Origin of the sequence: Synechococcus sp. BO 8801 (assembly GCF_002252675.1) — a bacterium.
In the GTDB taxonomy this organism is placed as follows: Bacteria; Cyanobacteriota; Cyanobacteriia; order PCC-6307; family Cyanobiaceae; genus Cyanobium.
The window spans coordinates 1-18,763 of sequence record NZ_NQKY01000022.1; the positions used below are offsets into that span (position 1 = coordinate 1).

Annotated in this window: 21 protein-coding genes and 1 tRNA gene; 13 read left to right on the top strand and 9 right to left on the bottom strand. The window is 72.0% G+C overall.

Annotation, left to right across the window (positions count from 1 at the left end):
- Positions 1 to 275: 275 nt before the first annotated feature.
- The 4 genes from CJZ86_RS13520 to CJZ86_RS13535 all read left to right on the top strand — a co-directional run bounded on the left by CJZ86_RS13520 (position 276) and on the right by CJZ86_RS13535 (position 2,349).
- Positions 276 to 539 (top strand): UPF0367 protein family, encoded by a 264-nt coding sequence (locus CJZ86_RS13520; RefSeq protein ID WP_094586658.1) that lies wholly within the window; start codon positions 276 to 278, stop codon positions 537 to 539.
- Complete coding sequence (locus CJZ86_RS13525) at positions 536 to 1,246, top strand: ABC transporter ATP-binding protein (protein WP_094586660.1); 711 nt, start codon at positions 536 to 538, stop codon at positions 1,244 to 1,246. The genes CJZ86_RS13520 and CJZ86_RS13525 overlap by 4 nt, the downstream gene beginning before the upstream one ends.
- A gap of 30 nt (positions 1,247 to 1,276) precedes the next feature.
- Positions 1,277 to 1,348 (top strand) — tRNA-Asn (locus CJZ86_RS13530).
- Between the two features lie 203 nt (positions 1,349 to 1,551).
- Positions 1,552 to 2,349, top strand: a complete 798-nt coding sequence (locus tag CJZ86_RS13535) for a response regulator transcription factor (protein ID WP_094586662.1) — start codon at positions 1,552 to 1,554, stop codon at positions 2,347 to 2,349.
- A gap of 23 nt (positions 2,350 to 2,372) precedes the next feature.
- On the opposite strand, the gene CJZ86_RS13540 is transcribed toward CJZ86_RS13535, so the two are convergent.
- From CJZ86_RS13540 to CJZ86_RS13550, 3 genes are read right to left on the bottom strand one after another with little or no spacing between them, the layout of a single operon-like run.
- Positions 2,373 to 3,350, bottom strand: a complete 978-nt coding sequence (locus CJZ86_RS13540) for a DNA polymerase III subunit delta' (RefSeq protein WP_094586752.1) — start codon at positions 3,348 to 3,350, stop codon at positions 2,373 to 2,375.
- A complete protein-coding gene (gene tmk, locus CJZ86_RS13545; RefSeq protein WP_094586664.1) occupies positions 3,343 to 3,996 on the bottom strand; it encodes a dTMP kinase in 654 nt (217 codons plus the stop codon). The genes CJZ86_RS13540 and tmk overlap by 8 nt, the downstream gene beginning before the upstream one ends.
- Positions 3,993 to 6,404: a heavy metal translocating P-type ATPase gene (locus tag CJZ86_RS13550; protein ID WP_094586666.1), complete on the bottom strand. Its 2,412-nt coding sequence runs from the start codon at positions 6,402 to 6,404 to the stop codon at positions 3,993 to 3,995. The genes tmk and CJZ86_RS13550 overlap by 4 nt, the downstream gene beginning before the upstream one ends.
- A 117-nt stretch (positions 6,405 to 6,521) precedes the next feature.
- On the opposite strand from CJZ86_RS13550, the gene CJZ86_RS13555 reads away from it, so the two are divergent.
- The gene (locus CJZ86_RS13555) at positions 6,522 to 7,043 is read left to right on the top strand and encodes a photosystem I assembly protein Ycf3 (RefSeq protein ID WP_094586668.1); all 522 of its coding nucleotides are present in this window, start codon (positions 6,522 to 6,524) and stop codon (positions 7,041 to 7,043) included.
- Positions 7,044 to 7,064: 21 nt separating this feature from the next.
- Here the strand turns inward: CJZ86_RS13555 and radA are convergent, their stop codons facing one another.
- Positions 7,065 to 8,498, bottom strand: coding sequence for a DNA repair protein RadA (gene radA / locus CJZ86_RS13560; RefSeq protein ID WP_094586670.1), 1,434 nt, complete (start codon positions 8,496 to 8,498; stop codon positions 7,065 to 7,067).
- 103 nt (positions 8,499 to 8,601) lie between these two features.
- On the opposite strand from radA, the gene rpaB reads away from it, so the two are divergent.
- From rpaB to CJZ86_RS13585, 5 genes are all read left to right on the top strand, one after another.
- Positions 8,602 to 9,348: a response regulator transcription factor RpaB gene (rpaB, locus tag CJZ86_RS13565; RefSeq protein ID WP_015110442.1), complete on the top strand. Its 747-nt coding sequence runs from the start codon at positions 8,602 to 8,604 to the stop codon at positions 9,346 to 9,348.
- Positions 9,329 to 10,681 (top strand): phosphate acyltransferase PlsX, encoded by a 1,353-nt coding sequence (gene plsX, locus CJZ86_RS13570; RefSeq protein WP_094586672.1) that lies wholly within the window; start codon positions 9,329 to 9,331, stop codon positions 10,679 to 10,681. The genes rpaB and plsX overlap by 20 nt, the downstream gene beginning before the upstream one ends.
- Positions 10,682 to 10,754: 73 nt before the next feature.
- Positions 10,755 to 11,762, top strand: coding sequence for a beta-ketoacyl-ACP synthase III (locus CJZ86_RS13575; protein WP_094586674.1), 1,008 nt, complete (start codon positions 10,755 to 10,757; stop codon positions 11,760 to 11,762).
- 27 nt (positions 11,763 to 11,789) lie between these two features.
- The gene (gene fabD / locus CJZ86_RS13580) at positions 11,790 to 12,662 is read left to right on the top strand and encodes an ACP S-malonyltransferase (RefSeq protein ID WP_094586676.1); all 873 of its coding nucleotides are present in this window, start codon (positions 11,790 to 11,792) and stop codon (positions 12,660 to 12,662) included.
- Entirely contained in the window at positions 12,659 to 13,384 is a 726-nt protein-coding gene (locus CJZ86_RS13585; RefSeq protein WP_094586678.1) for a lysophospholipid acyltransferase family protein, read from the top strand. The genes fabD and CJZ86_RS13585 overlap by 4 nt, the downstream gene beginning before the upstream one ends.
- Here CJZ86_RS13585 and CJZ86_RS13590 read toward each other — a convergent pair.
- Genes CJZ86_RS13590 through CJZ86_RS13600 form a run of 3 tightly spaced genes read right to left on the bottom strand, consistent with a single transcriptional unit; the run spans position 13,326 to position 14,940 of the window.
- Positions 13,326 to 14,036, bottom strand: coding sequence for a YdcF family protein (locus CJZ86_RS13590; RefSeq protein ID WP_353615230.1), 711 nt, complete (start codon positions 14,034 to 14,036; stop codon positions 13,326 to 13,328). The genes CJZ86_RS13585 and CJZ86_RS13590 overlap by 59 nt on opposite strands.
- Positions 14,030 to 14,686 (bottom strand): tRNA (adenosine(37)-N6)-threonylcarbamoyltransferase complex dimerization subunit type 1 TsaB, encoded by a 657-nt coding sequence (gene tsaB / locus CJZ86_RS13595; protein ID WP_094586682.1) that lies wholly within the window; start codon positions 14,684 to 14,686, stop codon positions 14,030 to 14,032. Before tsaB ends, CJZ86_RS13590 begins: the two co-directional genes overlap by 7 nt.
- Positions 14,683 to 14,940 (bottom strand): Ycf34 family protein, encoded by a 258-nt coding sequence (locus tag CJZ86_RS13600; RefSeq protein WP_094586684.1) that lies wholly within the window; start codon positions 14,938 to 14,940, stop codon positions 14,683 to 14,685. Before CJZ86_RS13600 ends, tsaB begins: the two co-directional genes overlap by 4 nt.
- A gap of 94 nt (positions 14,941 to 15,034) precedes the next feature.
- Here CJZ86_RS13600 and CJZ86_RS13605 point away from each other — a divergent pair, with 94 nt between their 5' ends.
- Both CJZ86_RS13605 and CJZ86_RS13610 read left to right on the top strand, forming a co-directional pair.
- Complete coding sequence (locus CJZ86_RS13605; protein WP_233134026.1) at positions 15,035 to 16,300, top strand: tRNA nucleotidyltransferase/poly(A) polymerase-related protein; 1,266 nt, start codon at positions 15,035 to 15,037, stop codon at positions 16,298 to 16,300.
- 66 nt (positions 16,301 to 16,366) lie between these two features.
- Entirely contained in the window at positions 16,367 to 16,795 is a 429-nt protein-coding gene (locus CJZ86_RS13610; protein ID WP_094586688.1) for an RNA recognition motif domain-containing protein, read from the top strand.
- A gap of 51 nt (positions 16,796 to 16,846) precedes the next feature.
- Here the strand turns inward: CJZ86_RS13610 and CJZ86_RS13615 are convergent, their stop codons facing one another.
- Together CJZ86_RS13615 and CJZ86_RS13620 are read right to left on the bottom strand one after the other, a co-directional pair.
- Positions 16,847 to 17,026, bottom strand: a complete 180-nt coding sequence (locus CJZ86_RS13615; RefSeq protein WP_094586690.1) for a hypothetical protein — start codon at positions 17,024 to 17,026, stop codon at positions 16,847 to 16,849.
- A 38-nt stretch (positions 17,027 to 17,064) separates the two neighbouring features.
- On the bottom strand, positions 17,065 to 17,583 hold the full coding sequence (locus CJZ86_RS13620) for a Crp/Fnr family transcriptional regulator (RefSeq protein WP_094586692.1): 519 nt from the start codon (positions 17,581 to 17,583) through the stop codon (positions 17,065 to 17,067).
- Positions 17,584 to 17,740: 157 nt separating this feature from the next.
- Here CJZ86_RS13620 and CJZ86_RS13625 point away from each other — a divergent pair, with 157 nt between their 5' ends.
- The gene (locus tag CJZ86_RS13625) at positions 17,741 to 18,763 is read left to right on the top strand and encodes an aromatic ring-hydroxylating dioxygenase subunit alpha (protein ID WP_094586694.1); all 1,023 of its coding nucleotides are present in this window, start codon (positions 17,741 to 17,743) and stop codon (positions 18,761 to 18,763) included.

The window sequence follows — 18,763 nt, forward strand, 5'->3', positions numbered from 1 at the left end:
ACCCCACGAAAACGAAGCGGTCGCGCTTGAGCCAGTCGTCGAGGACGTCGAACCATCCACGCGTGGCCGGTGCACGCCCTAGGGCGATCGTCATGGGAGGTGCTTCACGAAGCGTTACAAGCCGATCGTAAGAGAAGAGCCCCTTTCTGTGCGGCCAAGGGGGCCGTTGCCATCAGGGAATGAGTACAAGTACCCACCTCTCCCGGACGGCCGGCGATTCGCCAGAGTGGCCTGGCTCGCCCTCTCCACCGTCCCGGCCCCCAGCCCCCTCCACCATGTACGTCGTCGAGATCTCCCTCCGGCTCAGCCCCATGCCCGTTGCCGTCCAGCGCAAGGAACTGGACGGCGCCCAGGCCCTGTACGGGGACGTGCGTCAGGCGCTCGAGAGCGGGCACCCCAAGGTGCTCGAGCTCACTTGCGAGAAGGACGAGCAGAAGCGCGTCAGTCTGCTGAGCGGCGAGATCGTCGCCGTGCAGATTTATGAGAAGTCGTCGGTCGCCGGCGGTGGCAAGCGTCCCGGCTTCAACTTCGAGCCTTGAGCGCATCGGCGACCTCCGGGGCGGTCGAGCCCCCCCTGGAGATCGAGGGACTCCGCTTCGGCTGGGGCGAAGGCGTTCCGGCCCTGCAGGACTGCCGGCTGCGGATTCCGGGGCCGGGCCTGTGGATGCTCGTCGGCAGCAACGGCAGCGGCAAGAGCACCCTGCTGCGCCTGGTCGCCGGCCTGCTCACGCCGACGGCCGGCCGTATCACCTGCCAGGGCCGACCGGCCCTGGTGTTCCAGAACCCCGACCACCAGCTGCTGCTGCCCAGTTGCGGCAGCGACCTGCAGCTGGCCCTCCCCGAGGGACTCGACGACGCGGCCCGTGCCGGGCGGGTGGCGTCGGCCCTGGCCCAGGTGGGGCTGGAGGGCCTGCAGCAGCGCCCCATCCACACCCTGAGCGGCGGCCAGAAGCAGCGGCTGGCGATCGCCGGGGCCCTGGCCAGCGCCGCGACACTGCTGCTCCTGGATGAACCCACCGCCCTGCTGGATCCGGACAGTCAGAAGGAGGTGCTGGAGCTGATCCATCGGCTCTGCCACCGCAGCCCATCCCCCCTCACCGCGCTGTGGATCACCCACCGTCTCGAGGAACTGGAGTGCTGTGACGGGGCCGCCCGCATGGAAGCCGGTGCGGTCGGCCCCTGGCAGAGCGGCGAAAGCCTGCGCCGCTCCCTGGCCCCCTTGCCCGCCGGCGGGGCCGAAAGGTAAGGTCTTCGGATCCCGGTCCGCCGGGTGTCTTCCTCGGTAGCTCAGTGGTAGAGCGGTCGGCTGTTAACCGATTGGTCGCAGGTTCGAATCCCGCCCGGGGAGTTTCTCCTTCCGCCCGTTGCCGGGCCCCATCACTCCGGTAACGGCCGGTGGCAGTGGTCGGCTGAGCCGGATTCAGCCCCCGGCCAGGTGCGCACCTGCACCCTCATCCCTGCAGTGTCAACGCAAAACCGCGACACTGTCCTCTCCCGTCCCCGTGCTCCCTACCCAGGCACCCACGACGACTCGCCTCGCCTCGAACACCCATGAAGCCCTCCATCCTGCTCATCGAAGATGACGGCGACATGCTCGATCTCGTCGCCGGACACCTTGAGCACGGCGGCTTCGATGTCCAGAGGGCCGCTGACGGCATCAAGGGCCAGGCCCTTGCCGTTCAGTACTGCCCCGATGTGATCCTGCTCGACCTGATGCTCCCCAAGGTCGACGGTCTCACCCTCTGTCAGCGCCTGCGGCGCGACGAGCGCACCGCCAAGATCCCCATCCTGATGCTCACGGCCCTCGGCAGCACCAAGGACAAGGTCAGCGGCTTCAACTCCGGCGCCGACGACTACCTCACCAAGCCCTTCGATCTCGAGGAGCTCATGGTCAGGGTCAAGGCACTCCTGCGGCGCAGCGAGCGCGCCCCCCTCTCCGCCAAGCACAACGAGATCCTCAGCTTCAGCTCCCTCACCCTCGTCCCCGAGCGCTTCGAGGCCATCTGGTTCGACGCGCCCGTCCGCCTCACGCACACCGAGTTCGAACTCCTCCACTGCCTGCTGCAGCGCCACGGCCAGACCGTTGCCCCTTCCCTGATCCTCAAGGAGGTCTGGGGCTACGAGCCGGACGACGACATCGAGACCATCCGGGTCCACATCCGCCACCTGCGCACCAAGCTCGAGCCCGATCCCCGCAAACCCCGCTTCATCAAGACCGTCTACGGCGCCGGCTACTGCCTCGAGCTGCCTCCCATCGATCAGATCGAACCCCTCGCCGCCGCCATCCGCTCCGCCAGGGAGGCCAGGCTCGCCGCGGTTCCCAAGACGGGCGAAGGGGCGGTGGCCTGAAGGCAGCCCTCAGCCGCCACCTCTCACCCGCCTAGATCCAGCAGGGCCACCTCCCAGGCCAGCCGCGGCTGCACGTAGGCCAGCAGGTGGCTGCGCAGCTGCTCGATGCGCCGCAGGGGTGCCGGTTCCTGGCGCCGCCGCCAGAGGTGCAGCTGCCACCAGTCGAGCAGCCAGAGCTGCTGCTCGCCATCGAGGGCCTCGCTGAGGTCGCGGGCCAGGCCCAGGGCCTCCATCGGCTCCCGGCCCAGGGCCAGCAACCGCTCCGCCAGTCCCTCGGGCAGGCCCTGCCAGACCCGCCGGTGGTGCAGCAGGGCGCCGGGAGATCCGGCGGCCAGCTCCAGCAGCTCGGGGGGATCGGCCACGGCCCGCTCCGGCGTCCCCTCAACCACCGGCAGTCGCCCCAGCACCTGGCGCACCAGGGCGGGGGACAGCCGCGCGAAGGGGATGGCCTGGCAGCGGGAGCGGATCGTGCTCAGCAGCCGGTCCGGCGTCGCCGTGAGCAGGATCAGCAGGCCGTGGCCCGGTTCCTCGAGGGTCTTGAGCAGGGCATTGGCGGCCGCTTCGGCCATCGCTTCGACCGTCTCCAGCACCACCAGGGAACGCTCCCCCTCCACCGGTCGGCGGGCCAGGAACCTGGTCACCTCCCGCACCTGCTCCAGGCGCAGCTGGGGGGGACTGCGGCGGCTGAGGCCCTGGGCCTCGGCCTCGGAAGCCTTCACCAGCCGGCCCTGGTGCAGGTAGGTGGGCTCGACCCAGAGCAGATCGGGGTGGTTGCCCGCCGCCAGGCGTCGCCGCAGCGGCACCGAACCGGCTGTGCCACCGGCGAGCACCCCCTCGAGCAGGCGCAGGGCCGCCAGCCGCCGGCCCACCCCGTCGGGGCCGACGAACAGGTAGGCGGGCGCCAGCCGCCGCCGTTCGAGGGCGGCCGTGAGCAGGGCCACGGCCTGGGGCTGGCCCACCAGATCGGCGAACAGCTCGGCATCGGCGAGCAACTCAGCCATGGCCCCCTGCGCCGGCGGCACCCAGGTGTTCCGTGATCAGGGAGCGGCAGCGGCCCGTCACCTGCTCGATCGGCCCTCCGGCCGCAACGCGGTGCCAGCCCCTCTCGGCGGCCAGGCTGGCGAAGCCGTCGCTGACCCGCTGCAGGAAGGCCTCGCCCGCGGCCTCGATGCGGTCGGCGGGCCGGTCGCCGCGGCGCTGCAGGGACCCGGCCAGGGGGAGATCCAGCCAGAGGGTGAGATCGGGCTCCAGGCCGCCGGTGGCCATCACTTCGAGCTGCCGGATGGTGGCCAGGGGCAGGCCGCGGCCATAGCCCTGGTAGGCCGCGGTGGAGCCGCTGAAGCGGTCGCTCAGCACCCAGTCGCCGGCGGCCAGGGCCGGACGCAGGCACTCCTCGACGTGCTGGGCCCGGTCGGCGGCGTAGAGCATCAGCTCGCAGAGGCTGCAGGGGGCGGCCCCCTCCGGCGGCCGCAGCAGCAGGGCGCGCAGGGCCTGGCCCAGGGCCGTCCCGCCCGGCTCCCGCGTCACCACCAGCCGGGCGCCGGGCGCCATCAGGCCGCTGAGCGGCAGCCAGGCACGCAGGGCCTCGATCTGGGTGGTCTTGCCGCAGCCGTCGATGCCCTCCAGCACCAGGAAGCGCCCGCTCATGGCGCGGAATCCCTTGGGAGACCCTGCAGGAGCAGGGCGTTGCCGACCACGGTGATCGAGCTGAAGGCCATCAGCAGGGCCGCCAGTTCGGGCGAGAGGCTCAGGCCGAAGCCCGGCAGGAGCGCACCGGCGGCGATCGGCAGCACGATCAGGTTGTAGCCGAAGGCCCAGGCCAGGTTCTGGCGGACCTTGGCCATGGTGCGCCGGGCGATCTCCAGAGCCCGGACGATGCCGTCGAGCCCCTCGCCCATCACCACCAGGGCCGCGCTCTCCTGGGCGATCTGGGTGCCCGTGCCGACGGCGATGCCCAGGTCGGCGGCGGCGAGGGCAGGGGCATCGTTGATCCCGTCACCCACCATCGCCACGGCCCCCTGGCGATGGGCCAGCAGGAGCCGTTCCAGCTTCTGCTCGGGTCGCAGTTCCCAGGCCAGCTCCTCGGGCCGCAGGCCCAGCCGGTGGCCCAGACCCTCGACGCTGGCGCGCCGATCACCGCTGAGCAGGCCCAGCCGCAGCCCCAGCCGCCGCAGGCGGGTCACGGTGGCGGCGGCATCGGCCCGGGGCCGGTCTTCCACGGCCAGGAGTCCCAGCAGCCGCCCCTCGGCGGCCACCGCCAGCAGGGTGGCACCACCGGCCTCCAGGTCCTGCTGCAGGGCCGTACCAGCGGGCTCCGCCATCACCCCCTGGCGGGCCAGCCAGTCCAGCCGGCCCACCCGCACCAGGCCGGTGCCCTCCACCAGCCCCTGCACCCCTTCGCCGGGGAGGGCCTGGGCCTCGCTGACGCTCAGGTGGGGAAGCCCCCGGCACTGGGCCTCCTGAAGCACGGCGTGGGCCAGGGGATGGCGGCTGTGCTGCTCGAGGCTCGCCGCCAGCTGCACCAGCCGGGCGGCCTCAGCCGCCTCCGCCGGGCTGCCCGGGGCCGCCCCCACGACCCGGACGGCCGTCACCAGGGGACGGCCGATGGTGAGGGTGCCGGTCTTGTCGAACAGCACCGCCTCCAGCCGGGAGGCGGTCTCGATCGCATCGCCGCCCCGGAACAGCAGGCCGGAACGGGCCGCCAGCCCGGAGCCCACGGTGATCGCCGTCGGCGTGGCCAGGCCAAGGGCGCAGGGGCAGGCCACCACCAGCACCGCGATGGCCAGCTGCAGCCCCAGGCTGAAGGGGGTGCCGGTCCCCACGACCCCGTGAGCCAGAGCTCCATGCCCATGGGCCCCGTGGCCAACGGCCGCGCCCATGGTGAGAACCTCGGGCCAGTGCCGGCATCCCCACAGCCACCAGAACAGCAGGGTGGCCAGCGCCAGCAGCAGCACCACGACGGTGAAGCGGCCGGCGACCCTGTCGGCCAGGCCCTGGATCGGCGCCTTGCGGGCCTGGGCCCGCTCCACCAGGCGCACGATGCGGGCGATGGCGCTGTCGGCACCACGGCGGCGCACCTCCAGCACCAGGGAACACTCGAGGTTGAGCAGGCCGGCGGCCAGCTCGCTGCCCGGCTCGACGGACTGGGGCAGGGGCTCGCCGGTGAGGCTGGAGGCATCGACGCGCGAGCAGCCCTCCAGCACCACCCCATCCACCGGCACCCGGTCGCCCGGCAGCAGCCGCAGCCGGTCCCCCGGCCGCAGCCCGCCCACCCGGACCTGGCGGGGGGGGCCGTCGCCCAGGAGCAGCAGGGCATGGTCGGGCTGGAGGGCGCCCAGCTCCTCGATGGCCCGGCCGGTGCGGTAGCGGGCGCGCTCCTCCAGGAAACGGCCGGTGAGGACGAAGCCGAGCAGCATCACCGGCTCGTTGAAGTAGCAGGGCCAGCCGCTGGCCGGCCACAGCCAGCCCACCAGGCTGGAGAGGTAGGCGCTGGCCACCCCCAGTCCCACCAGGGTGTCCATGCCGGGCACCCCGGCCAGGGCCGAGCGGACGCCGCGGACCAGGATCGGCCGGCCGGGGAAGGCCAGGGCCAGGGTGGCCACCAGGGCATGGAACCAGGGGCTGCCCAGCAGCGGCCAGGGACCGCTCCAGGCCAGCAGACCGGCGTCGGCCAGGTGCCCCAGGCCGGAGACAAGCAGCAGCAGCAGGGCCACCAGCAGCTGGCGCCAGTGGCGCCACCACTGCTCGGCCTGGCGCCGCTCCCGCTGGCTGGCGGGCTCCGGCTCCTGGGGGCGCAGCCGGGCCTGGAAGCCCAGGCCCTCGAGGCTGCCCAGCAGGGCGGGCAGCGGATCCACGCCGTCCCCATCGGGACCGTCAGAGCGGGGCTCCAGGTCGACCCAGGCCGTGCGGGTCAGCAGGTTGACGCTCGCCTGGCGCACCCCTTCGGTCTGGAGGAGGCGCTGCTCCACGGCGCGGACGCAGCCGCCGCATTTCATGCCCTCCACATCGAGGAGCAACGGCTCGCGGGAGCTGCTGGCGGGGGGGGTGGCGCTCAAGCGGGGGGTGCCGGTGCTGGGTGCCGGAGCGGGGGGCCGGGCCCCAGGCTAGGGAGCCGCCACGCCGTTGCCCCGGCCGCCCAAGGCAGGATGGGTGGAAGATCCGGACCTGGACCCTTGCCCCGCTCGCAGCGCAACGACAACTTCATCGACAAGAGCTTCACGGTCATGGCCGACCTGATCGTCAAGCTGCTGCCGATCGATCCCAAGGCGAAGGAGGCCTACGTCTATTACCGCGACGGCCTGTCGGCCCAGAACGACGGCGACTACGCCGAGGCGCTGGAGAACTACGAGGAGGCCCTGAAGCTCGAGGAGAACAGCATTGACCGGGGAGAGATCCTCAAGAACATGGCGATCATCTTCATGAGCAACGGCGAGGAGGAGAAGGCCCTCGACTTCTATCGCCAGTCCCTGGACGCCAACGGCAACTCCCCCTCCTGCCTCAAGAACATGGGCCTGATCTACGAGAAGTGGGGGCGGCTGGCGGAGGAGACCGGCGACCAGGACGCGGCCGACCGCTGGTTCGACGAGGCCGCCGCCTACTGGACCAAGGCGGTGCGCCTCTACCCGGGCGGCTACCTGGACATCGAGAACTGGCTCAAGTCCTCCGGCCGCAGCAACGTCGACGTCTACTTCTGAGCCGCGCTCCCTGGGCCGCACTCACGCGGCGGGGTTGACCCCCAGGCCGGCCACTAGGGCCTCGGCCACCGTGGCCGCCTCCAGCAGCTGCAGGCCCAGGCCGGCCGCCACCGGCCCGAGGGCGCTGCCGCGGGGCACCACCGCCCGGGCGAACCCCAGCCGGGCCGCCTCCTGCAGGCGCAGCTCCAGCTGGCCCACGGGCCGCAGCTGCCCCCCCAGGCCCAGTTCCCCCAGCAGCACCGTGCCCGCCGGCAGGGTGAGGTCGCGGTAGCTGGCCACCACGGCGGCCGCCACCCCCAGGTCCGCCGCCGGCTCCTCCACCTCCAGGCCGCCGGCCACCGCCAGGTAGCAGTCGAAGCGGGACAGGGGCAGGCCCATGTGCTTCTCCAGCACCGCCAGGATCTGGTGCAGGCGGTTGGTGCCGATGCCGGTGGCGGTGCGCCGCGGGCTGGCATAGCTGGTGGGGCTGACCAGGGCCTGAACCTCCACCAGCAGCGGGCGGGTGCCCTCGCAGGCCACGATCGTGGCGGTGCCGGGGCTGGGGCCATCCCCGGCCAGGAACAGCTCGCTGGGGTTGCTCACCTCCACCAGCCCCGCCCCCCGCATCTCGAACACCCCCAGTTCATGGGTGGCGCCGAAGCGGTTCTTCGCCGCCCGCAGCAGCCGGTGGCTGGCGAAGCGATCCCCCTCGAAGGTGAGCACCGCATCCACCAGATGCTCGAGCACCTTGGGGCCCGCCAGCATCCCCTCCTTGGTGACGTGCCCCACCAGCACCAGGGCGGTGTGCTGTCGCTTGGCGATGCGCTGGAGGGCGGCGGCACATTCCCGCACCTGGGACACCGACCCGGGGGCACTGCCCAGCTCGGCGTCGTGCAGGGCCTGGATGCTGTCGATGATCGCCACCTCGGGCCGCAGGGTCTCCAGCTCCTGCAGCACCAGCTCCAGGTCGGTCTCCGCCAGCAGGCGCAGGCCCTCGCTCTCGCCATCGCCCAGGCCGTCCTCGGCCAGGCGCCGCCAGCGCAGCTTCACCTGCTGGGCCGACTCCTCGGCGCTGACGTAGAGCACCACCGCCCGGGCGGCCATGGCCCGGGCGCTCTGCAGCAGCAGGGTGCTCTTGCCGATGCCCGGGTCGCCCCCCAGGAGCACCAGGGAACCGGGCACCAGGCCGCCCCCCAGCACCCGGTCCAGTTCGCCGTAGCCGCTGGCCAGACGCTGCAGGGGCCGGTCCCCCACCGCCTGGATCGGTTCGGAGCGGCGCGGCCGCCCCGGCGTCCCGGCCCCGTCAGCCCCCGGAGCGGCGGCGGCGGCCACCGGCCGGCGCCGCCGACTGTCGCCGCTCGGCTCGCTCTGCTCCACCAGGGTGTTCCAGCCGCCGCAGCCGGAGCAGCGGCCGAAGAACTGCCGCGTCCTGGCCCCACAGGCCTGGCAGACGAACGAGGAACCGGGACGGGCCAAGGGGAGCGGGCGGTGTGTATGAAGAAAGGTGGCGTTCGGTGAATTCCCGACCTTCCGGCCGGTTCAGTGGGTCGGAACCGTGTTGCATTCTCCTCGCCGCGCAATGACGGCCTCCCCCACCGCCAAGGAAACGATCCTCGTCGTCGATGACGAGGCCAGCATTCGCCGGATCCTCGAGACGCGCCTCTCGATGATCGGCTATCAGGTGGTCACCGCCAGCGACGGCGAGGAGGCCATCGAGGCCTTCCACCGCGTCCTGCCGGACCTGGTGGTCCTCGACGTGATGATGCCCAAGCTCGACGGCTACGGCGTCTGCCAGGAGCTGCGCAAGGAATCGGACGTGCCGATCGTCATGCTCACCGCCCTCGGTGACGTGGCTGACCGCATCACCGGCCTTGAGCTCGGCGCCGACGACTACGTCGTCAAACCCTTCAGCCCCAAGGAGCTGGAGGCGCGCATCCGCTGCGTGCTGCGGCGGGTCGAGAAGGACCCGGGCGCCGGGATCCCCAACTCCGGCGTGATCCAGGTGGGCGATCTCCGCATCGACACCAACAAGCGCCAGGTGTACCGGGGCGACGAGCGCATCCGCCTGACCGGCATGGAGTTCAGCCTGCTGGAGCTGCTGGTGAGCCGCTCCGGCGAGCCCTTCAGCCGCGGCGAGATCCTCAAGGAGGTGTGGGGCTACACGCCCGAGCGTCACGTGGACACCCGCGTGGTGGATGTCCACATCTCGCGGCTGCGCTCCAAACTGGAGGATGATCCGGCCAACCCCGAGCTGATCCTCACGGCGCGGGGCACCGGCTATCTGTTCCAGCGCATCGTTGAACCCGTTGCCACCGAAGGATCCTGAAGGCGCAGGGCGCGACGGCCGTCGCTTCGCCTCCAACCGCCCCAAACCCAACCGCACGATCCGCCGCCTGGTGATCTGGTACCGCCGCAATGCGGCTGTCACCAGCCTCGTGGGCACCGCCACCGCCACCGCCAGCGGCGCCGCCTCCGGGGCGGTGTCCGTGGCCGGCAGCATGGCCGGCGCCGCCACCAATGTGGCGGGATCCGTGCTCCAGCCCCTGGTGTTCGACCCCCTGCGGCGTCTGCAGCAGGGCAGCCACACCGGCGCCGCCATCGACGACCGCCAGCGCCTCTGGGTGGCCGTCGACGGCATGGGCGGGGACCACGCCCCGGGGCCGATCCTGGAGGGCTGCCTGAGGGCCGTGGCCCTGCTGCCCCTGCGCATCCGCTTCGTGGCCGAGCCGGAGCCGCTGCGGCAGGCGGTGACGGCCATGGGCCTGGGCCAGGAGCTGGAGGAGGCGGTGCAGCGTGGCCTGATCCAGCTGGTGCCCAGCGGCCCGTCGGTGGGCATGCACGAGGAGGCCACCGTGGTGCGCCGCAAGCGCGACGCCAGCATCAACGTGGCCATGGACCTGGTCAAGAAAGGCGAGGCCACCGCCGTCTATTCCGCCGGCAACTCCGGCGCCGTGATGGCGGCGGCGATCTTCCGCCTCGGCCGGCTGGCCGGCATCGACCGCCCGGCCATCGGCGCCCTGTTCCCCACCAAGGACCCCAGCCAGCAGGTGCTGGTGCTCGACGTGGGGGCCAACATGGACTGCAAGCCCGAATGGCTGCACCAGTTCGCCCTGCTCGGGAACATCTACAGCCGCGACGTGCTGCAGGTGAAGCGGCCCCGCATCGGCCTGGTGAACATCGGCGAGGAGGAGTGCAAGGGCAACGACCTCTGCCTGCGCACCCATCCGCTGCTGGCGGCCGACGAGCGCTTCGTGTTCGCCGGCAACTGCGAGGGGCGCGACATCCTCTCCGGCGACTTCGACGTGGTGGTCTGTGACGGCTTCACAGGCAACGTGCTGCTGAAGTTCCTCGAATCGGTGGGCAGCGTCCTGCTGGACGTGCTGCGGGCCGAGCTGCCCCGGGGACGCCGGGGCAAGGTGGGCTCGGCGTTCCTGCGCAGCAACCTGGTGCGGATCAAGAAGCGCCTCGACCACGCCGAGCACGGCGGCGCCCTGCTGCTCGGGGTCGATGGCATCTGCGTCATCGGCCACGGCAGCAGCCGGGCCCTCTCGGTGGTCAGCGCCCTGCGGCTGGCCCACTCCGCCGCCAGCCACGGCGTCATGGACGACCTGCACGCCCTCGGCGAGGGGAGCGCCGGAGTGGCAACCACCTGTGGTTGACTGTGGCCACCTGTGAACCGAATGGGTGCCGCTCGGCTCAGACAAGACGGTGACCACGGCCGCCTTGCGGGGCATGGCCCTGGTGGGCTGCGGACGCGCCCTCCCCGCCGCCAGCATCAGTAACGACCAGCTGAGCGAGCGGGTCGAGACCAACGACGACTGGATCCGCAGCCGCACCGGCATCGGTGCCCGGCGGGTGGCCGGCCCCGGGGAAACCGTCACCAGCCTGGCCGCCGAGGCGGGCCGGGCGGCCCTGGCCCATGCGGGCTGGGACCCTGAGCAGGTGGATCTGATCCTGCTGGCCACCTCCAGCCCGGACGACCTGTTCGGCACCGCCCCGCGGGTGCAGGCGGCCCTGGGGGCCCACCGGGCGGTGGCCTTTGATCTCACCGCCGCCTGCAGCGGCTTCCTGTTCGCCCTGATCACGGCGGCCCAGTACATCCGCGGCGGCACGATGCGGCGGGTGCTGGTGATCGGCGCCGACCAGCTGAGCCGCTGGCTCGACTGGGACGACCGCCGCACCTGCGTCCTGTTCGGCGACGGGGCCGGCGCCCTGGCCGTGGAGGCCTGTGACCCCGCCGAAGACGGCCTGGTGGGCTTCCGCATGCGCTCGGACGGCAGCCGCAACGCCTGCCTCACCCTGGCCCAGGTGGCCGACCACCAGCCGTTGGTGGGGGATCTCTCCGCCCAGGTGGGCGGCTTCGCGCCGATCCACATGAACGGCCAGGAGGTCTACAAGTTCGCCGTGCGCGAGGTGCCTGCCGTGCTGGCGGAGCTGCTGGAGGCCACGGGCACCGCCGCCGCCGACGTGGACTGGCTGCTGCTGCACCAGGCCAACCAGCGCATCCTCGACGCGGTGGCCGACCGCTTCGCCATGCCCGCCGAGCGGGTGCTCAGCAACCTTTCGGCCTACGGCAACACCTCCGCCGCCACGATCCCGCTGATGCTCGACGAAGCGGTGCGCGATGGGCGGGTGGGCGCCGGCGACCTGATCGCCAGCAGCGGCTTCGGCGCCGGCCTCAGCTGGGGCGCCGCCCTGTTCCGCTGGAGCGGTCCGGGGGTCCCCCCTACCGAGCCCTAATCTCCTGCCGTTGCACGGGAGGCTTGCATGGCCATCGCCTGGGTGTTTCCGGGACAGGGTTCGCAGAAGCCGGGGATGGCCGAGGGGGTGATCGACCTGCCGGGGGCCCGGGAGCGTTTCGATCGGGCCTCCGAGCTGCTCGGCCGCGACCTGCTGGCCATCTGCGCCGGAGACGAGCTCAACGACACCCGCAACACCCAGCCGGCCCTGTTCGTGGTCGAGAGCCTGCTGGTGGATGCGCTCCACGGCCAGGGCCGCAGCGCCCGGCTGGTGGCGGGCCACAGCCTGGGGGAACTGGTGGCGCTCTACGCCGCCGGGGTCTTCGATGCCGAGACCGGCCTGAAGCTGATGCGCCGCCGCAGCGAACTGATGGCCGCCGCCGGCGGCGGCGCCATGACCGCCGTGATGGGCTTCGACCGGGACGAGCTCGAGCAGGCGGTGGCCGCCACCGAGGGGGTGGTGATCGCCAACGACAACAGCGCCGCCCAGGTGGTGCTCTCCGGCACCCCGGAAGCGTTGGCCAGTGTCACGGCGACGGTGCGCTGCAAGCGGGCCATCCCCCTGGCGGTCTCCGGCGCCTTCCATTCCCCCTTCATGGCCGGCGCCGCCGAGGCCTTCGCCGCCGAACTGGAGGCGGTGCCGTTCGCTGACGCCCGGATCCCCGTGCTCAGCAACGCCGATCCCCGGCCCGAGACCGACGCCACGGTGCTCAAGGAGCGCCTGCGCCAGCAGATGACCATGGGGGTGCGCTGGCGGGAGACGATGGACCGGCTGCAGGCCGAGGGGATCAGCACCGCCGTGGAGATCGGGCCGGGCAACGTGCTCTCCGGCCTGATCAAGCGCAGCTGCCCCGGGCTCGGCACCGCCCAGATCGCCACCTCCGGCGACCTGGGCCAGTGAGACGCCGCCGCCGCCCCCCCGCCGATCCCCCCGCCCTGCTGAGCACGCCGAAGCCGAGCCTGACCTACCGGCTGATCAGCTACCTGCTGGTGTTCCCTGTGTTCCGGGTGCTGTTCCGGGGCCGGACCACCGGCAACGACAACGTGCCCCTGGAGGGGGCCGTGGTGGTGGTGGCCAACCACGGCTCCCACCTGGATCCGCCGCTGCTGGGGCACGCCCTCGGCCGGCCGGTGGCCTTCATGGCCAAGGCGGAGCTGTTCCGGGTGCCCCTGCTGGGGCCGATCATCCGGGCCTGCGGCGCCTACCCGGTGGAGCGCGGTGCCGGCGACCGCGAAGCGATCCGCACCGCCACCGACCGGCTGCTGCAGGGCTGGGCCACCGGCGTGTTCATCGACGGCACCCGGCAGGCGAACGGCCGCGTCAATGCCCCCCAGCCAGGGGCAGCCCTGCTGGCGGCCCGGGCCGGGGTGCCGCTACTGCCGGTGGCGATCATCAACAGCCACCGGGCCCTGGGACCCGGCGGCCACGGCCCGAGGCTGGTGCCGATCCACATCCGCATCGGCACACCGATCCCGCCGCCGGCCTCCCGGCGCCGCCCCGACCTGGACGCCGCCACCCGCGCCGCTCAGGAGCAGATCAACCGGATGCTCGACCTGGGTCCGATCAGCGGATCCCTGCTTTTTCCAGCCAGGGAGCCACCCGCTCTTCCACCCACGGCCTGATGTCCTGACCGCTGATCACCCAGAGGGCCGCCCGGGCGCCGTCGCCCCAGAGGCGCCGCCGGCCCTCGACGACGCAGAGCTCGCCGCAGGACACGGGCACCGGAGTGAGATGGATGCCGCGGCTGCCGGCCACGATCCGTCCCACCAGCAGGGCCCGCTCCATGTGGTCGGCGGAGGTGACCAGCAGGGCATGGCGGATGCGTGCCTTGCGCAGGTCGTCCACCAGGGAGGTGAAGTTGGACATCGTGTCGCGGGCCCGGTAGTCGAGCTGGACCTGGCGGGGGGACAGACCCTCCTTCTGCAGGAACAGCCAGTGGGCGTACTCGGGGTTGGTGCCGCCGGTGACCACCACCGGCAGGCCGTCCACCCGGGCCAGGCGGGCCGCCGCCGCCTCCCGATCCGCATCCCCCCCCAGCACCAGGATCATCTGGGGCGGCGGCGGCGTGGGCCACCACCCACCCCGCGACAGCCACAGCAGGGCCAGTCCCGCCAGGCCCGCCAGCACCACCCGCCCCGAAACCGGTCGCCGGCGGCGTGGCCCGCGGCGCGAGCGCTGGGGGGCGACGGCCGGGGGCATGGCGGCGGCGGCTGGGCGACGGGAGCGGCGACGGCGCGGCCGCGGCTCGGGGCGGGGTCCGGGGCGGCTCAGCATGGGAGCGCCTCCACCGGGCTGGTGGGATAGAGGGGCAGCACCGGTTGCCAGGGGGCGTCCCGCCCTTCCGCGGCGTTGGCAGCACCGATGCCCAGCAGCTGGATCACATCCTCCGGCAGCTGCACCTCGGCCGGATGGATCGGGTACGGGGTCAGCGCCTCGCTGCCCCGATGGAGACGGGGCGCCTCCAGCTCGGCGACGCCACCGGGCTGGTCCGGGTCGGCGCCGTAGAGCCCCGTCACCACCCCCCGCCGCGGCAGTTCCTGCAGCAACCAGAAGGGGCCTTCGCTGGGGGGCTCGGATCCGGTGAGCAGGCGGCGGGCCATCAGGCGGAAACTGCTGATCCCGTCCAGGGGCAGCGCCAGCTGCTGGGCCAGGGTGCGGGCCAGCACCACCGTCAATCGGGTGCCGGTGAAGCCTCCGGGGCCGGTGGCCACCGCCAGGCGGCCCAGCCGGGGCCAGGCGCTGGCCGGCAGCACCGACTCCAGACACTCGAACAGTCCGTTGGAGAGGGAGCGGCCGAGGGGGAACGTCTCCAGCCGCTCGGGCGCCGCCGCCCCGAGGCGCTGCAGCCCCACGCCGAGGCTTTCGCTGGAGCTGTGCAGCGCCAGCAGCCAGGGGCGCCCGTCCGGATCGGGGAGGACACTCATCGGGGCAGGGGTCCGTCGGGGCGACAGCGACGCCAGCGGCCCGGGTCGGAGCGGAAGTCGGAGCAGGCGCGCACGTCCCACTCCACCCCGACGCTGGTGCCGGCGGTGTCGAGATCGATCACCTGCACGTGGATGCGCGGCTGGCGGGGGCTGAAGTCAGGATGGGGATTGAGATGGGCGACGCCATGCTGGCGCTCGACGGCGTGGTAGGCCTGACACCGCTCGACCCAGTGGCAATCCACGCAGATGCACATGCCGCCGCGGCCCAGCAGGGCGCCCATTGTGGCGTGGGAGCCGGGACGTCAAGTCCCTGAACTGTGGCGGGCCCTGGCGCCGGAGACCTGGCCGGTGGCCCTCCACCAGCTGCCGGCGGGCACGGCGCTAGTGGGGGGGGCGGTGCGGGACGGCCTGCTGGGCCGCCTGAGCGCCCGGCCGGATCTGGACCTGGTGGTGCCCGTGGACGCCATCGACCTGGCCCGTCGCCTGGGGCGGCAGCTGGGCGGCAGCTGTGTGGTGCTGGACCAGGAGCGCTCGATCGCCCGACTGGTGCTGCAGGGCTGGACGATCGACCTGGCCCGCTGCGCCGGTGAGGATCTGGCCGCCGATCTCACCCGCCGGGACTTCACCGCCAACGCCATCGCCCTGCCCCTGGAGGGAGCGACGCCGTCAGGCCGCAAATCGGCCGCGGATCTGCGGCTGATCGACCCCTGCGGCGGCCTGCCGGATCTGGCGGCAGGCCGGCTGGTGGCCATCAGCGAAGCCAACCTGCTCGATGACCCCCTGCGGCTGCTGCGGGGGGTGCGGCTGGCCTGCGAACTGGCGTTCAGCATCGCTCCGGCCACCTGGGAGCTGATCGGGCGCCATCGGCAGCGGATCACCGCCGTGGCCGGGGAGCGGGTGCTGGCGGAGCTGGAACGGCTGGCCGCCGCTCCCGAGGGGCACCGGGGGCTGGAGCTGGCCCTGGAGGCGGGGCTGCTCCAGCCCTGGGGGGCCGCCGACGGGTCCGGGCCCCGGCTGGAGCCCCTGGGGCCGCAACGGCCGGAAGCCTGCGGCCTGATGCCGACGGAGGCGGCCTGGGCCCTGCCGCTGGCGCGGCTGGCGGCCGTGCTCGACGGCCCGACCCTGGAGCGGCTGCGGGCCAGCCGGCGCCTGCAGCAACGCTGCCAGCGGCTGCGTCACTGGCACGACCGTCTCCAGCGCAGCGATTCGCCCCGGGGCGGGCCGTCCCTGGAGGCCCTGGACGAAGCGGATCGGCTGCAGTTGCACCGCCAGCTGGAGGAGGATCTGCCCGCCCTGCTGTTGCAGCTCGATCCCATGGCGGCACGGGCGGCCATGGTGCGGTGGCGCAACCCGGCGGATCGCCTGTTCCACCCCCGCCCGCCCCTCGACGGCCGCCGGCTGCAACAGCTCCTGGCCATCCCGCCAGGGCCCCGTCTGGGCCAGCTGATCGATCACCTGACGGCCGAACGGGCCTTCGGTCGACTTGGCGGAACCGCAGCGACGGACACAGCGGAGTTGACCGACCCGCATGCAGTTGATGAGGCCGTTGCCGCGGCCCGGCTCTGGCTTGACCGCCGGGGACCCGGCGCGGACCCGGACCCACGGCGTGATTAACTGCTGGATGCAATGGCGCGATCGCACCGCCTGCCAGAGTTTTTTTCCTTTCCTGAGCCCCTCCCCATGAGCGTTCGTCTCTATGTCGGCAACCTGCCGCAAACCTTTGATGCCAAAGAGCTGGATGCTCTCTTCTCGAGCGTGGGAGAAGGGGTTCGCTTCAAGGCCGTGAACGACCGGGAGACCGGAACCTGCCGTGGCTTCGGCTTCGCCAACGTCGACGACCTGGCCCAGGCTGAGGCCGTGATCGCCCAGCTCAACGGCAAGGACTTCGGCGGCAGCACCCTGCGCATCGAGATTTCCGAGCAGCGCCGTGAGGTCCGCGGTGCCGCCGGCAACGACCGCCGCCCCGGCAGCGCCCCCACCGCCGCCCGCAAGAGCGTCAACAAGGTGGTCCATGCCGACGCCGTCGGCGAAGGCGCCCCCGATCCCCGCTGGGCCGGCGAGCTGGCCAAGCTGAAGAGCCTGCTGGCCAACCAGAAGGCCGCAGTCTGATCCGGCACCGCCACTCCCCTGGCCCTCCATCCCGCCGGAGCGGAGGCGGTGTCAGGGGAGAACGGCCATCAGCCCGACAACGCCCACGAAGATCGCCAGGAACAGAAAGCCCATGCGGCTCATCCTGCGCTCGTGGCTGTCGATGCCGGCCTCGACGTCGGCACTGATCAGCTCCCGGAATTCGGAGAGGGCGTGCTCCTTGTCTTCAGGGGGGACCGGCTGGATGCTCATGGAACGGGACCAGTGGAGATGGGCTGCGTGAACGGGGCTCAGCCCCGGTGAAAGTACCAGTAGGAACCGATCGCCAGAAGCACCATCAGCACGATCGGAACGGCGATGGCAGCCATGCCGCTGTGGCTGCGCACCACGCGGCCCTCATGGGCGACGACCGCATCGCGGATGCTCGCCTGCATCTCCTCGCGCAGCCGGGCCAGGTCGGACTCCAGGGTCTCGTTGGTGTAGAGGTCCCGGAGGCGGTCGAAGACGCTGCGTCCGAGCACCAGGCTGCGCTCGGGATGCTCGAACAGCAGGTCCATCAGCTCGTCGCGGTTGAAGACGAGCAGTTCCGTGGGCTGAGAGGCCCTGGCGGTGTGGGTGCGGGCCCGGCCGTCGATCAGCTCCACCTCACCGAACACGTGGCCCGGGCCATGGCGCCCGTCGATGCCTTCTCCGGTTTCGGGATAGAGGGTGACCAGTTCGATCGCCCCGGTGCGGACGAGATACACCTCCTGACCACTGTCTCCACTTCGGTAGGCGAACTCACCGGGGTCCAGGTGAAGCTTGCGCAATGGTCGCCACTCAACAGAAACCGATTCTAAATCGTTCAGCAATTCCTTCAGCCGGTTCATCTTGGATCCAGGCCCCATCGGTGCTAAACAGGGTCGGTCGGCCCGTGGAACCCGTGTCGCACCCAGCTCAGGAACGACCCGAGGAACGACCCGAGGAATGACCCAGGGACTCGAGAACTTCTGGTATGCGGTGGAGCATGCCCACGGGCTTCGCGACCAACCCGTCTCCGTAACCCTCCTGGGGCGCCGCTACCTCCTCTTCCGCGACGCGGGCGGCCAGGCCCATGCACTGGCCGACTACTGCGCCCACCGCGGCGCCAGCCTGGCCAGGGGGTGGGTGGAGGGCTCCTGCGTGCGCTGCCCGTACCACGGCTGGAGCTATGACGTGGATGGGCACTGCGTCCGGATTCCGGCCGACCCCCCGGGAACACCCATCCCGGCCCGGGCCCGGATGGCCACCTTCCCCATCCGGGAGCAGTCCGGCTTCCTCTGGATCTTCCCCGGCGAGGCCGATCGGGCCTCCGAGGTGCCCATCCCCCCCTTCCCGGAACTAGGTCAGCCGGGCTGGCGGGCGGTGAGCGGGTCCTACACCTGGAACGCCCACTTCAGCCGGGTGGTGGAGTCGGCGCTGGACACCTCCCACGCCCCCTTCGTCCACCGGCCCTTCTTCGGCAACCGGGAGGACGCGAGCGTGGAAAGCCTGGAGATCGTGAGCGAACCGGGTCTGGTGTCCACCCATCACAAGCTGAAGCCGCCGGCCCGCGTGGGCCTGCTGAAGTACATCGTCAAGCGGAAAAGGAGCCACTCCAGCTCCACCCTCACCGGCTACCTTCCCAACGTCAACAGGATCGCCCTGGACTTCAACTGGAAGGGGTATCAGTACATCTATTTCGCCAGCAACATCCCCGTCGACGACCACACCACCCTCACCAAGTGGATCGGCGTGCGCAATTTCCTCCCCTACGGCTGGGCCGACGGCAACTCGATCCGCAACACGGTCGACACCTACGAGGAGGACAAGGCGGTGGTGGAAACCCAGCCCCCGGGCCCGTCCTGGAGCACCCAGGGGGATGAGCTGCTGCTGGCCTCCGACCAGCTGATCCTGGCCTACAGGCGTGCCCTGGCCCGGGCCTGCCCGGCCACCGCCCCCGTGCCCACGCCCCCCGTCCCCACGCCCTGA